Origin of the sequence: Shivajiella indica (genome assembly GCF_042683085.1) — a bacterium.
Taxonomy (GTDB): Bacteria; Bacteroidota; Bacteroidia; order Cytophagales; family Cyclobacteriaceae; genus Shivajiella; species Shivajiella indica.
On the sequence record NZ_JBHUIV010000010.1, the window covers coordinates 795,898 to 810,388 of the forward strand.

The 14,491-nt window shown below is 38.0% G+C and carries 15 protein-coding genes; 4 read left to right on the forward strand and 11 right to left on the reverse strand.

The genetic code is table 11. The annotated features are described in order from the left end of the window. Positions 1–2 precede the first annotated feature (2 nt). The 4 genes from ACFSKV_RS06805 to ACFSKV_RS06820 form a co-directional block, all read right to left on the reverse strand. Positions 3–743 (reverse strand): ABC transporter ATP-binding protein, encoded by a 741-nt coding sequence (locus tag ACFSKV_RS06805; protein ID WP_380801186.1) that lies wholly within the window; start codon positions 741–743, stop codon positions 3–5. A 3-nt stretch (positions 744–746) separates the two neighbouring features. Beyond that, positions 747–1,523, reverse strand: coding sequence for an MlaE family ABC transporter permease (locus tag ACFSKV_RS06810; protein WP_380801187.1), 777 nt, complete (start codon positions 1,521–1,523; stop codon positions 747–749). A 267-nt stretch (positions 1,524–1,790) separates the two neighbouring features. Beyond that, a complete protein-coding gene (gene arfB / locus ACFSKV_RS06815; protein ID WP_380801188.1) occupies positions 1,791–2,207 on the reverse strand; it encodes an alternative ribosome rescue aminoacyl-tRNA hydrolase ArfB in 417 nt (138 codons plus the stop codon). A 41-nt stretch (positions 2,208–2,248) separates the two neighbouring features. Then, entirely contained in the window at positions 2,249–5,059 is a 2,811-nt protein-coding gene (locus tag ACFSKV_RS06820) for a formylglycine-generating enzyme family protein (RefSeq protein ID WP_380801189.1), read from the reverse strand. A gap of 358 nt (positions 5,060–5,417) precedes the next feature. On the opposite strand from ACFSKV_RS06820, the gene ACFSKV_RS06825 reads away from it, so the two are divergent. The 4 genes from ACFSKV_RS06825 to ACFSKV_RS06840 all read left to right on the forward strand — a co-directional run bounded on the left by ACFSKV_RS06825 (position 5,418) and on the right by ACFSKV_RS06840 (position 7,886). Then, positions 5,418–5,921: a GNAT family N-acetyltransferase gene (locus tag ACFSKV_RS06825; RefSeq protein ID WP_380801190.1), complete on the forward strand. Its 504-nt coding sequence runs from the start codon at positions 5,418–5,420 to the stop codon at positions 5,919–5,921. Positions 5,922–6,160: 239 nt separating this feature from the next. Next, a complete protein-coding gene (locus ACFSKV_RS06830) occupies positions 6,161–6,949 on the forward strand; it encodes a hypothetical protein (RefSeq protein ID WP_380801191.1) in 789 nt (262 codons plus the stop codon). A 41-nt stretch (positions 6,950–6,990) separates the two neighbouring features. Continuing rightward, positions 6,991–7,425 (forward strand): type II RES/Xre toxin-antitoxin system antitoxin, encoded by a 435-nt coding sequence (parS, locus tag ACFSKV_RS06835; protein ID WP_380801192.1) that lies wholly within the window; start codon positions 6,991–6,993, stop codon positions 7,423–7,425. Next, a complete protein-coding gene (locus tag ACFSKV_RS06840; protein WP_380801193.1) occupies positions 7,425–7,886 on the forward strand; it encodes an RES family NAD+ phosphorylase in 462 nt (153 codons plus the stop codon). Before parS ends, ACFSKV_RS06840 begins: the two co-directional genes overlap by 1 nt. A gap of 44 nt (positions 7,887–7,930) precedes the next feature. Here the strand turns inward: ACFSKV_RS06840 and trmB are convergent, their stop codons facing one another. The 7 genes from trmB to ACFSKV_RS06875 form a co-directional block, all read right to left on the reverse strand. Then, complete coding sequence (gene trmB / locus ACFSKV_RS06845; protein ID WP_380801194.1) at positions 7,931–8,593, reverse strand: tRNA (guanosine(46)-N7)-methyltransferase TrmB; 663 nt, start codon at positions 8,591–8,593, stop codon at positions 7,931–7,933. Positions 8,594–8,595: 2 nt separating this feature from the next. After that, positions 8,596–9,885, reverse strand: a complete 1,290-nt coding sequence (locus ACFSKV_RS06850; RefSeq protein ID WP_380801195.1) for a bifunctional folylpolyglutamate synthase/dihydrofolate synthase — start codon at positions 9,883–9,885, stop codon at positions 8,596–8,598. A gap of 3 nt (positions 9,886–9,888) precedes the next feature. Then, on the reverse strand, positions 9,889–10,848 hold the full coding sequence (locus ACFSKV_RS06855) for an energy transducer TonB (protein ID WP_380801197.1): 960 nt from the start codon (positions 10,846–10,848) through the stop codon (positions 9,889–9,891). Between the two features lies 1 nt (position 10,849). Beyond that, positions 10,850–11,242, reverse strand: coding sequence for an ExbD/TolR family protein (locus ACFSKV_RS06860; RefSeq protein ID WP_380801198.1), 393 nt, complete (start codon positions 11,240–11,242; stop codon positions 10,850–10,852). A gap of 1 nt (position 11,243) precedes the next feature. Continuing rightward, the gene (locus ACFSKV_RS06865) at positions 11,244–11,933 is read right to left on the reverse strand and encodes a MotA/TolQ/ExbB proton channel family protein (RefSeq protein ID WP_380801199.1); all 690 of its coding nucleotides are present in this window, start codon (positions 11,931–11,933) and stop codon (positions 11,244–11,246) included. 1 nt (position 11,934) lies between these two features. Continuing rightward, a complete protein-coding gene (locus tag ACFSKV_RS06870; RefSeq protein ID WP_380801200.1) occupies positions 11,935–12,705 on the reverse strand; it encodes an SPOR domain-containing protein in 771 nt (256 codons plus the stop codon). 94 nt (positions 12,706–12,799) lie between these two features. Further along, positions 12,800–14,485 carry a TonB-dependent receptor gene (locus ACFSKV_RS06875; protein ID WP_380801201.1) on the reverse strand — a complete coding sequence of 562 codons (1,686 nt, stop codon included), beginning with the start codon at positions 14,483–14,485 and terminating at the stop codon, positions 12,800–12,802. Positions 14,486–14,491: the final 6 nt, after the last annotated feature.

Genomic DNA, 14,491 nt, shown 5'->3' on the forward strand with positions numbered 1-14,491 from the left:
GTTCAGTCAAAAAACTCCCTGATTTTGGGATCTTTGGATAATTTAAGATTTTCAAAGGTATCATTCGCGTAACATCTGCCATCTATCAGCATGATAACCCTATTGGAGGTTATCCTGATACAATTCATGTCATGGGAAATAATCACAGAAGTGGCTTTATACTTTTCTTGTACACTCACCATCAATTCACTGATTTCCCTGGCCGTTGCCGGATCAAGGCCAGTTGTCGGTTCATCATATAAAATCAGATCAGGCTTCAGTATAAGGGATCTCGCAAGTGCAATCCGCTTTCTCATACCTCCTGAAAGTTCAGCCGGCATCATGTCAATAGTATGGGCCAATCCCACATCCTCCAATGCCTCTTTGACTGCAGGCTCGGCCCCTTTTTGTCTTTGTTCCCTAGTCCAATGTCTCCTCAAAGGAAACTCCAGGTTTTCCCTAACAGTCATAGAATCATAAAGTGCATTACTCTGAAACAGAAAACCAATTCTCGATCTGAGTTTATCAATTTCATCCTGATCCAGATCACTGATATCCTGCCCCAAGACTACAATTTTGCCGGAATCAGGTTGAATAAGGTTAATGATGCATTTGATTAAAACAGATTTTCCGGAACCTGATTTTCCAAGAATCACAAGGTTTTCACCTTTGGAAACCGACATAGAAAAATCTTTCAGGACATGGTTTTCACCAAAAGATTTATTTACATTAATTACTTCAATATCAGGCCTTTCAGTATCCATAATTTAAGTTAATCCTAGCAGGTCAGTTATCTGAACTGCAATCAAATCAATAATAAATATCAATAAAGAAGAAACGATAACCGCTGTTGTGGCTGACCTGCCCACACCTTCTGTTCCTTTCTTTGAATTATACCCTTTATAGCAGCCTATAACCCCAATGGCAAAACCAAAAAAGAAAGTTTTGATCAAGGAGGGAACCACATCTCCAAAACTTAAGGCATCGAAAACCTGAAACCAATACAAATGCCAGCTGACATGTCCCCGAATATTCACTCCTAAAAACCCACCATATAAGGAAATAGCATTGGCAATACTGGAAAGCACCGGAACCATCAAGGTGGCAGCCATTACTCTTGTAACAACCAGGTATTTAAAGGGATTGGTCCCCGAAACTTCCATGGCATCAATCTGTTCAGTTACCCTCATGGAACCCAATTCGGCCCCTATTCCTGAACCGATTTTACCAGCACAGATCAGGGCAGTAATCACAGGAGCTATTTCTCTAATCAAAGATACTGATACCATAGAAGGTAAAAGGGATTCTGCACCAAATTCCACTAGAGTAGGCCTTGACTGAATGGTCAGTACCAAGCCCATAATAAATGCTGTTATTCCAACCAAAGTCAATGTCTTATAGCCAATCCAAAAACATTGGTTGATAAACTCCTCGTATTCCTGCTTAGGCTTGGTAATTTCTTTAAAAAACCGTGCGGTAAAATGGGATATCTCTCCAACTTCCCTTAAAAATGGGGTGTCAATATTTAATATTTTTTTTACCACGGGTTTTTTGTGCTTTAGCGAATTTGTCTATTAAAAACATAAAAATAGCGAATGAAAATCAATTGTTTTCCTGATATTAATCATATATAATTTCCACTTTGGTCTAATTTTATCCAGAAATCTGCAAACTTACCTTTCGGGGGAATCTACAAAAATTAAGGGTTGATTCCGAACTTATTTCGATCAATATCAAATATCAATTAACATCTATAATGATAAACACAAGTTTAATTGGCTAGTAGAGGAATAGCTAGTTTTCAAACCAATTTACCAATCTTTTCCTCTGTATTTTTTCTTTTCAGAAATCCTCTTTTTTTCCTTTAATCTTTCCTCAATAGCAGCCTTTCCGGGTTTAGTGACTTTCCTGATTTTCTTTTTTTGGAATGCCTTCAATAGTAAATCATAGAATTTCCGAATGGTTATTTCTTTGTTTTGTATTTGGGATCTTTTTTCCTGACTCTGGATAATCAGATTCCCCTCAGAATCCAATTTATTTCCCAGTTTTTCCATCAAAATCGATTTTTCCTCCGCCTCCAAAAAAATGGAATTCGGAACATTGAAACGCAAAGTAACTTTGGTATTTACTTTATTGACATTTTGGCCTCCTGGACCTGAACTTCTGCTTGCCTGAAATTCAAACTCCTGGTTGAATATTTGATTTTTTATTTTCTCTTGAATCTTCATTAACATCTGGATTGAGAGATAAATTGTTAAATCCAATTAGTCTATTGGAAAATATCAGCAACACATCTAAAACCTACCGTTTCATTTCGTTCAAACCCAGGTGAAACCCGAAGCAGCATTTGTCTGTAATGGATTTCCCTTGGACCTCCCTGAACATACCACCAACTTGAAGAGGGCTTGAAGTAACTTCCACCTTTTAATAAAATCATCTGGTTAGTCCCATTATCATATAGGTCATTGGTCATTTGCCAGACAGATCCCACCAAATCTTCCAGTCCCCACGGATTACTGCCATTCGGATAACTTCCCACAGCATCCAAAATTCCATTTCCAATATTGCATTTATCGGTTTCAAGACCATCCAGGTGTTCCACAGTCAGGGTATTGGTCACAAATTCTCTTCTTTTACTTACTTTTAAATCAGGATCCCAAGGCCAATCTCTTCCATCTCCGGCTGATGCGGCATATTGCCACTCGGCTTCAGTTGGCAGCCGCTTTCCTGCCCAAGAAGCATAGGCTTTGGCATCTTCATAACTCACATTCACCACAGGATGGAGTTCCTTACCTTTGGGAATGTCACCATCCAACCAATGCGCTAAAAACCTATGCGGATCCTTAGGACTATATCCTGTGGATTCCAAAAAAGTTTTAAACTCCTGGTTGGTAACCGGATGTTTATCCATATAAAAATCCTGAAACTTTAACTCCTTGGGGAAATTTTCCACCGGATAAGGGATAAACTGATCTCCCTGGCTTACTTTCATGATAAAAGAGCCTTTCGGGACCCTGACCATCCCTTCAGGTATTTTATCCAATTTAACTGTTTTTTCTGATACCGAAATCAACCTTGGATCTCCAAAATCCATTGTTATGATTCTTTCATCCAATAACTCTTCTCCTTCAAATAATTGTACAACCAGCTTCCCCTCAAAATCCCTAAAGGTTTCCCTAATATCCAGAAACTCCTCATCTTGATAGAGACTTACAAAATCTTTGCCATAGGAAGGATTTCCTGCCCAAACCCTGACATCACCTTTTGTCAAACTATTAATGTAAAGCTTATTTTCAATCAACTTAATCTCCAATAAATTAGGTAAATATGCAATTGCACTAACCGCACCTTCATTATTGGTTCCTAACCATTTTTGATGAAAGGATTCCAAGTCTACAGGTACATAAAAACTCCCTTCCTTCTCAGAAAGCTGAACTTCCTCATGATTCCATAAGTCAATATAATGCCAATCATATTTAGGTTGATTTACCTCAAAAAGATTACCCAAAAAACCTTCCGGTTTAAGACTGAAAATAGTGTAAATGACTTTATTCTCTTTCGGCCATTTATTGACAAAAATCCCCTCTTCTAGGGTTTTGATCAGAGGAGTATAATCATAAGCGGTAAAATTGCTATGGTTTTCACGGAGCACTCTTAAGGTCCTTCCAAAAAACTTATAATCTTCCTCTTTCCATTCCGGTCTTCCTGGGCGGAATATATTGAGTTCTGTACCATATCCATTGAACATGGAAAGCGCATATTCTCTTCGTATCCGTTCATAAGCCAATTCGGCAACCCTGAAAATAGCAAAGTCGGGCTTTATAATCTTATTCAAATTAAGCAAGGGTGGATAGTAAAGAGCATTGTGTACCCTCCCCGATACGATACCGGGCATGTCTTTGGGTACAGCCATACCTTCACTGTACATTACAACTCCCTCTTTGACCGAATCTGCCGCCTCTTGCAAATCATTGCTTGAACTGCCTTTTGTATCCAAGACAACCCCATCTGCATTGGTACCTTCAATGAGTTTCTGCATGCCCTCCAGATGTCCTTCGAGTCGGGTACTTTCATCCCAAGGATTATAGGCAATAAAAAACTTGGTTCCTCCTAAACGCAGGCTATCAGACATATGAGACAATTGGTCAAGCCCTCCCGGCAAATCCCGGTACATATCCCATTGGTTTCTTTGATCCAGTCCCAGAGTTGGCCATGTCGGCCAGATTCCGATCACATCATCCCCTCCAAACCAATTTTCATTTCTTTTTTGAAATTCTAAGAGTTTGAATTCTTGATTGTCAACATGATAAAAATCCTTGTCCCAAGCCATTAAAAGATGCATGGCATAGGCTTTTCTGATCCATTTCAAATCCTCTCTTTCATACAAACTGTTATCAAAAGACTCCAAATCATAAAGATATTTTTTTTGAAAAACAGTCCTTAAACCTTCCTGCCAATCTCCTGAAAAATTATCCATGTAGCATCTATAGGTCACATTTCCTCCTGGAGGAAGGATAGTTTCGAATCTTCTTCTTATAGCCCCATCTCCCCAATATTTCCGTCTCATCAATGCCGCAATACCCATCTCCCCTGATTGAACACTTGCATACCCCAGTTCCCAGGCATTATCCGGAAGAATCACATTTACAGGTTTGAAGTTAGGACGAAAAAGATGAGACCTCGAAAGGGTATGTTTACCTGATCCAGTAATAAAAAACTGATCCGGTAATCCTCCAAAAGGAATAAGGTTTTCTAAAATCAGGGTATCTCTTGAAATATTTTTAAAGGTTAAGACGGCAGTCCATTGATTAGGACCGGCTTGGATACTGTCAATGTTTAAGACAATTCTATCTTCCCAAAGCCATTGACCTTCCTTTATTTTGAATTTGTCAGAAAGGTTTTTTTCATCATTCACAGTGAAGGAAAACAGTGGAATCGGTTTATCTAATTTAAAATCTCCTAGGGAAGACAAAACCAATTGTCCGTTTAATTCAACATCAAGCTTCTGGGCCAATAGACCATGGTTCTGGATGTAGAAAATCAAAGCAAACAATACAATTTTAAAGATCTTTTTGTCCATGGAAATTTGACTAAGTTGGGTTGTCCTGATATTTATTATAAGATGGGAATTTTTTCCAATTCCTGCAGACCGGGATTATATTTTTTTGAAGGCTTTATTGAAAAATCTTCCCAAATGAAAGTTTTGAATATTATTCAAAAACAATTAAACTAAGTTCAATTGTTTTAATTGACTAAAAGTCAATAAAATTGAACGGGGTTTAATTTTTGATTTATTTTAATAATTACCTGATTTGATTTTCTCTGTTTTTAGTCTAATCAAATAGGGACCAAAAACATTTAGGTTAAAGGAAAGCGTTTAGGTAAAAACCTCTTTTGAGCAATTGTATTTTTCTTACATTTATCAAAAAAATTTCCATATGATTGAAATAATAGAGGCAACTCTTGAAGATCTGATTCAGGTAAGAAGCATAGCGCTTCAAACTTGGCCGAAGACCTTTTCTAATATTCTGACCTTGGATCAAATTGAGTATATGCTGAATTGGATGTATAGCCCTAAAGCTTTAGAAAGTCAGGTTTTAGAAAAGCAACATGTTTTTTTATTGGCGAAAGAAGAAGGTAAGTACTTGGGATTTTGCTCTTATGAAGTTCATTCCAAAGAAGGTATGAAAACCAAAATACATAAAATATACATTTTACCGGAAACCCAGGGAAAGGGAGTCGGAAAGAAACTGATCGGGCAGGTAGAACAAATAGCCAAAGCGAATGGAGACAAGTACCTGTTTTTAAATGTCAACAAATACAACCAGTCTGCGATAGACTTTTATGGACATTTGGGATTTTATGAGGCTTACCGAGAGGTAATTGACATTGGAAATGGCTTTGTTATGGATGATGTGGTCATGGAAAAAAAACTTGATTAATTTCCTATTTGCTAATGTAAAATCAGCATCTCCCCTTTCAGGTTTTCCAGAAAATAATCCCACCTTTTTTTGGTAAAATAGGTTTATCTTAAAATATTTCATGAGTTAAAAGTCTTTCCATGTAAGTTATCCGGATAATATTATCCATACTAAGGATTAATCTTTTAAATTTTAACTCCCTTTCTTTGGAAGGATTAAAATTACTATAAATCGAAATTGTAAAACTTTTTTAAAAAAAGATGAGCGTTCCCAACCCTAACAATATCCCGGGCATATTCAATTGGTGTGACCGATGGTGCGAGCGATGCCCTATGACGGCAAGATGTACACTATACCAACAGGAACAAGAGGACAGGGCGATTTTGGAATCAGACCTGAGCCAGGAGGAGAAAATGGAAAAAATAAGAGAAAAACTGACAGAAACTTTGGAAATGCTCGGTGATTCAGAAGAGGAATTTGAAATGGATTTTGATGAAATAGATGAAGAAGAGCAGGAAGAAGTGATGCACGAACAGGAAATCAATGAAATCAAAATCGATATTCATCCCATTTCTGATTTATCTGAATCATACATGAAAGAAAGTATGGAATGGTTGAGAAAAAAAAGAAAAGACCCGGTCTTTATTCCTTATTTTGATATCATGTATTCAGAGGAAAAATTTCCAATACCACCATCCAAAGAAATCAGTAAAGTGATCAATTTACTGGAAACAGTACAATGGTACCAAACTATGATTCCTGTTAAATGCCGAAGTGCATTCAATTATCTTGCCGATAAATCATTTTGGGATGATTATCCTGTGGAAGAAAGAGGCTATAACGGAACTGCAAAAGTCGCATTGCTATGCGTAGACAATAGCATTAAAGCCTGGAAAGGACTCTTGTTTTGGTCCAACAATGAGGAAGACAGCATCATGCCATTGATAGAAAAATTAATTGAAATCAAACATATGATGGAGTCGGAATTCCCTGATGCTTATCTTTTTATCAGGCCAGGATTTGATAAAAAAGAGGATGAAAGTTTTTAATTCAATAAAAATATATTAAATTTGATAAAATAATTTATCAAATGAGAAGTTACTTTGACATCCAGGACATTTTAGGAAAAGAAAACTTTTCTAATGAGGTAAATGAGCCAATGGATTATTACTATGTGGCCGAGAAAGGACTTCCATCTGCGGTCATTCAAAATTTCAAAAGCTCATTTTCAATAGGCCTTTCCCAGATAGCTTCCATTCTTTCCACTTCAGAGCCTACTTTGTACAGGAGGATCAAAGAAAATAAATCCCTTCCCAAGCAAGAGGCCATCAAATTATTGGAAGCGACCGATTTATTTTTGTATGGAGAAGAGCTTTTTGGAAGCAAGGAGGATTTTTTCAAATGGATGGAGCTTCCCAACACCGCATTAGGTGGATTGAGACCCATGCAGGTAATTAGCTATCCTGAAGGCATTTCCAAAGTCAGGGATTTACTTACCCGCATAGAATACAATGTCTATAGCTGATGTTCGTCTATCGCCTTACCAGGTCCAAATATGCAGAAGACCTAAGTGGATTCGGGGCTGCGCTTTCCGGAGGCAGATGGAATAAAAAAGGAAGGGCAGTGCTCTATTGTTCAGAATCTCCTGCCCTTTCCTTACTTGAAATAGTAGTGAATATACCGCCTATGTTCCAGCCTGATCTGAAGCTTTTAACCATTAAAATCCCGGATCAGAAAATTTTTGTTCTTGAAAAAGAAAAACTGCCTGCGAATTGGTACCATTATCCTGCACCAAGAATTCTGGCAGAAATTGCAGAAGAATATTATCAAAAACAGGAAATAATCGGGATAAAGGTTCCAAGTGCAGTTTTACATCAACAAAGCAATATTTTAATCAATCCAAAAAGTAACTATTTTGATGAAGTCAAAGTATTATCAAATGAACCCTTCATTTTTGACCCAAGGCTTTATCGAAGAATCCATTGATAATTGGCTAATTGATAATTTGTAATTGAACCTTATTGTGCCTTTCAACTAATAAACCGGAATTTCAGATACTTGATTTTTTCCCCTTTATCACTGAAAATTTTCTCATATTTTGTCTTAATTCCATGGTGTTCCTCCTTCCAGGGAGAATGGTAAAAATCATGGGTTTTGATTAAAATTTCAGTATCCTCTCTTTGGTCAAGCAAATCCAAAGTATAGTTAAAAAGATCAGTATTATCGGTTTTAAAATGAACAACTCCCTCCTTTTGGATCAAAGGCTTGTACATTTCCAGGAATTTAGGTGAGGTTAACCTTCTCTTTTCGTCCCCTTCTCTGGGAAAGGGATCAGGAAAAGTAATCCATAATTCAGCAATTTCACCTTCGGCAAAAAACTTATCCAACACTTGAATTTGGGTTCTTAAAAAGGCCACATTTTGAAGTCCTTCTTGTATGGCTATGGTACTTCCCTTCCAAATTCTGGCACCTTTGATATCTACTCCAATAAAATTTTTTTCAGGATACTCTCTTGCCAATCCTACCGTGAATTCCCCTCTACCACAGGCAAGTTCCACTACAATGGGATGTACATTTTCGAATTGAACTTTGTTCCAATGCCCTTTGATTTTTTCAAAGACATCTTTCCCAGGCTGGACTACGTTTCTATTTTCTTCGTTCTCTTTAAACCTTTGCAGTTTCTTTCTGCTCATCTTTACAGCTCATTAATTTCGGCAACCACAAAGGTACTGCCACCTACAAATATAAAATCTTCTTTATCTGCTTTTTTCTTGGCAGTTTCAAGGGCTTCATTGACATCTTGGATCACCTCACCCTCCAATTCAAATTCTTTCGCCCTTTTTTCTAAGTCAAAGGCATCCATAGCCCTAGGAATATTCGCCTGACAAAAAATATAATAGGCTTTATTGGGTAACATAGAAAGGATTTTGGTAACATCCTTGTCATTTACCATTCCTATAACCATATATAACTGATTGAATGGATATTCCCTGATTTGTTCAAGAATATACTTGATTCCGTCTTCGTTATGGCCTGTATCACAGACTACCCAAGGGGATTCTCCCAATATCTGCCATCTTCCCTTTAAGCCTGTATTTTTCTGGACTTTACTCAAGCCCTTGGCAATATTTTCTTCGCTTATTTGCCAACCTTTTTCTTTCAGTACCTGAATGGCATTCAAAATACCAGGAAGGTTCTTAGCCTGGTAATTCCCCAATAAATCCAGTTCATAGAATAAAATTTTACTACCGTTTTGGATTTTGTAAAGGTTTTTACCTGTTTCTGATTTTCCGATGTTTTTTACAGGATAATTTTCCTCTGCAAATGAAATGGGAGATTGGGATTTTTCTGCCTTGTCAAGAAATACTGCTGTTGTTTCTTCTTGTTTTGTGCTTATTACTACTGGAACATGCGGCTTGATAATACCTGCTTTTTCCCCCGCAATCTTGGGCAAAGTATCACCCAAAAACTGTACATGGTCAAAACCGATGTTTGTAATGACCGAAACCTCTGGAACTATAACATTGGTACTATCCAGCCTCCCTCCCATACCCACTTCAATCACAGCAATATCCACTTCTTCCTTTGCGAAAAACCAAAATGCCATGGCTACGGTCATTTCAAAAAAACTTGGGCGAAGATCTTCCATGAAACCAAGGTTTTTTTCGACAAAATCCACCACATCCTGTTCAGGTATATCTTTCCCATTAATTTTAATCCGCTCTGTAAAGGATTTAAGATGGGGGGATGTATATAAACCTACCTTATATCCTGCTTCCATGAGTACAGAACAAATGGCATGGGAAGTACTCCCCTTTCCATTGGTCCCTGCCACATGGACAGTTTTGATTTTATCCTGGGGGTTATCCAAATGGGCACAAAAAGCATAAGTGTTTCCAAGATCCTTTTTAAATGCAGCAGCACCGATCCGTTGAAACATGGGCAAAGCATTGAACAGGTAGTCCAATGTCTCTTGGTAAGTCATGGATTAGTCGACTTTGATGATAAAAGTGATTTTACCTGTGGAATAATCTGCCGTAGCAGCCCCTCCCTGTCTCCTGAAATTAATTTGATTGACTACTGTCCGGTAGTAGGCCAAGACCTCATTGGACACATTATAAGTTTCAGGAATGGCCTGAACAATCTTACCATTATCATCAACTGTGATTTTAAAAACAATTCTTCCGTTTCGGGTTGAAACATTATCCCTGATATTAGGTCTGGAGGCAAAATCCCAACCTGCCAGTTCCAGATTATATCCAGAAGATGGTCCGGGAACTCCCTCACCTGAACCGGATCCCATAATAGCTCTTCCGTCTACAGTACCAGTAGGCTTACCTTCATCTCCTTTACTGGTGGAGGAACCTTGTGCAGAACCCTGTGCCGGCTGGGATCCTGATCCGGATGTTCCCCCTGCTCCAAATATCGCTCTCTGGTCTATCTTAGGTTTTTCTTCTACCTTGGTGGCTGTCTTCTCTGATTCTGCATTAGCAGGTTTCGTAACGGCCGTAGTTTCTTGTTTGGCAGGACTTGGCTCCTTGGCAGCTGTAGTAGGTTTTTCGCTAGCTTTTACCGTGCTGGGAGTTTTTGAAAGCGCTTCATAAGTTGATTGGGCAGGATTCGTTTTTGGTTTGGCCGCCTCGGTTTTGGGTTGTGTGACAGGTACTGCGGATTCTGTCGGTTTGGGGGACTGTTCTCCGGGTGCGGGAGCCTGGGTATTATTTGTCTGTGTTTCAGAGGGAGGGGCTGTAGTCTGTCTGTTTCCACTGCCCGTATCTGTAAACCCAAGATTCAATTCCATTCCATATTTTGGTAAGGGGGGAACCTGCTCTTTCCAAACCACAATAAAAAAAATAGCCAAAAGCACCAAAATATTCACAATGATGGTGATGATAATTGCCTTTCTTTTATTTTCGGCCTCTTGGCTGTCTAATTCCCAAAACTGCATGTTATCTATAAGGTTTTGTGGCAATGGAAACATTAGCTTCTAAACCTGCTGCTATACCTCCTATTTCTACGAGATATTCAACCGGTACTTCCTTGTCAATATGCAATACCACCTGACCTTTTTTATCCTGAAGTAATTTTGTCAATTCCTCTTTGATCTGTTCTCTTGATATTACCCTATCATTAACGGAAAACCTAAGGTCTTTGGTTACAGTAACCGTAATTTCCTGCATCACGATGTCTGAAGCCTCACTTGAAGGTAAATTAACAGGCAGACCTGAAGGTGTAATAAAAGAAGAAGTAAGCATAAAGAAGATCAATAACAGAAATATGATATCTGTCATGGACGACATGCTGAATGCAGCGTCTACTTTATGTTTGGACTGAAGTGCCATATTATTTGTCTTGCAATAAATCAATAAATTCCACGGAGGAATATTCCATACTGTGTACCAGTTTGGAAACCTGGGTTACAAGGTAGTTATATCCCAAATAGGCAACAATTCCAACCACCAAACCGGTAGCTGTTGTAATCATGGCTTCGTAAATACCGGTTGAAAGGAGTTTGGGAGAAACCATTCCTTCTTCCTGGGCCACCCCGATAAAGGCTCTGATCATACCTGCTACAGTTCCTAGAAATCCTATCATGGGTGCTGCTCCTGATACAGTAGCCAACAATCCAAGGTTCTTTTCCAGTTTGTAGATTTCAATCTTCCCTACATTCTCAATAGAAACCTCAATATTTTTCAATGGACTCCCGATTCTTTCCAAACCTTTGGCAAGCATATTGGCAACAGGGGTATTTTCGCCCTGACATAACAATCTTGCCTGTTCAATTTTTCCTCCCTGCACCAGTAATTTGATCTGGTCCATCAGATGTTTGGGAGACTTGGAGGCTTTTCTTAAGGTGATTAGTTTTTCAACAAAAATAAAAATCGCCATGACAAACAGAATATACAAGGGAATCATCATATATCCACCCTTGATCATCAGGTCTAATAATCCAATGGTTTGCCTACCGGAATCCATTACTGCAAGGGAGTCGGCCATCATTTGACCTTCCGTACTTATTTGAGTTAGAATCATATTAATATTTCAAAATCCAGATTGATGCGTCAAAATCTGCTTTTAACTTTTCCAAAGCCTGAGTGGCATCATTGAAAGAAGCAAATTTTCCTATAGCTAAACGATAATTGGAGGTTTCCCCGTATGGATAAATCACCCAAACTTCATTTTTATTATCAATTAATTTTTGTGCCTCCTCCAGGGCTACTTTCTCTGAAATTGTACTGCTTGCTATTATATAATATTCTGGGAAAGCAGCTTTTCCAGTAACCTTATTGATACTTCCGCTTTTTATAGGTATTGGAGAAGGTTCCTCAATTTTTTCTATGGTATTATCCTCATTCCCAGTCACTTCTTCTTCCTTGTCCTGAATAACTTCGGGCTCTTCAATTCCGGATTCAACCAAAACCTCTGGTTTCTTTTCTTCAACAACAACTTTTTCAGGCTCAATTTTCTGCGGAACAATTGCCTGTATAGGTTGAACCTCCTTTGTTTCAGGATAGAAATACAAGAAATATGCCATAACAGAAAGAATGATCAGTATAAGCATTACCAGAGAAAACTGTAATGGTAACTGGCTTCTCTTTTTCTTGATTAGAGGGGCAGGCTTTATGGATTCTTTTGGAGAAATCGGGTTATCCTCAGCTTTCATAGGCGTATTTTCGATTTTGGGCTCTTTGATAATGGATACCTTTTTTCTAGAAGAATCTTCCAATGGCGTCACCTCCACAAAAGGAAAACCATAATTGCTTTCGTTTTGATCCGAGAGTTTATTTGAATATTCTTCTGCCATAAATTTTTGATTTCATTCAATACACGAAACTATAAGATTTGGTTGAATTGACAAACCGTCTTTGATCCTTGCCTGAAAAGTTTTTTAAATATCATTAGAACCTGACTGTAATACCTAGTATACCTTGAATTCCTCTTACGGGATAATTCAAGAAACGTTGATTTTGCTTATTTAATAGGTTGTTACCAACCGCAAATGCTGAAATCCTTTCATTTATCTGATAGTCGGCTTTTAATTGCAGATCCAAGATAGCGGGTAAGGTTTTTAAATTGGAATCCTCTGTACCGTTATCCACAAAAGCCTGGATACCGCCCATTAAATTTGCATTCGCCTGGATTAACCATTTTTTAGCAAAAGTAAAATTATTGTTCAAAGATAATTCCCATTCAGGCCTGTGGAAAGCTGCTTCCAAATTACTGGTATTATAGTAATAATAGTTTGCCTTTCCTATTAAGCGGTACCAATCATCATACTGCCATCCAATTTTTGCAGAATAATTCATAACCCTGGTATCATCATCATAAACAATATTAAATCTCAAGGTATCTGATGGGCTATTGGTAAAGAAATGCATATTGGTGAATTTCCCTACACTTACACCTGCTTCATAAGTGAGTTCATCATTCAATGTCCCCTTGATACCTGCTTTTGCAATATAGTTTTGAATGGTATTCAATAAGCTTTCACTTGGACCCAAGAATTGGTTTTCATTGACAAAATCAAGATATGTTTTCCTTTGTACATCACCTTCAAAGCCTGCATAAATCCCAAATTCATCTGCAAATAAATAATGTCCATACACCTGAGGGAAAACATGGAAATCAGATTTTTTATTCAGGGCCACATCATTTTCAAAGACTAAATTAGCGCCTGCTTTTACATAAATTCCCTTTTTTAAATAAGAAACAAAGGGATTGACTTTGAAGTAATTCCTATTGATATCATTATAAAGTACGTCTTTGGGGTCAGTGAGGGACAATTGCATATTGACTGTGGTTTTCAAGGCCTCATCAAATCTAAAATCACTGAATGCTTTGATCCCAATTTCTGATTCGGATGCAGAGTACTGGTCATTAAAAGTTCTTACCTCCAATGAAGCATCATAATTCAGGAAATCCAATTTATCTATATCCTGCAATCCAGCTTTCAGCTTAAATGTATTGAGCACGTTTTGGCTGGGAACGTAATCTTCCAATAGCGGATTTTCAGGATCATAGCCATAGAATTTAAATTCATGTCTATCATATTCAATGCCTCCATAAAATTGGATAAAATCTTTATAAAGGCTCCCATCTGCTTTGATGTTGGTGAAATTTTCACCCGAATTGCTACCATCCACCGGGCCTTGGTAAAATCCTTCATGCTTCAATTTGACCCCAAAATTATAATCTTCTTCCTCCCAATAATTGTATCTTCCTTCTATAATGGGTGAAGAATAGTTACCATAACCTAGTCTGGCAAATCCAGGGAACATTTCTTCCTGATTTCTTGGCCATTGCTTTTGGGCTACTTCGGGTTTGATGACCTCAGGAGGTAAGGACAGAAAATAAGGCTGAACAATATAATTAAAACTGGTACTTGACTTTGCTGAAGGCAAGACCGGAATTCTATCAAATTTTCTGGTTTGCTTGGGCAATGTCAATACCCTGTCTTTTCTGATGACAAATTCCTGATCTTTTACTTCTCCTGCCTGTTGTCCAAAAGACAAACCGGCAATTCCAGAGAAAATAACCATCATTACAATTGTAGTACTGCATTTTGATTTGAGGAATGGTTTCATTTTTCT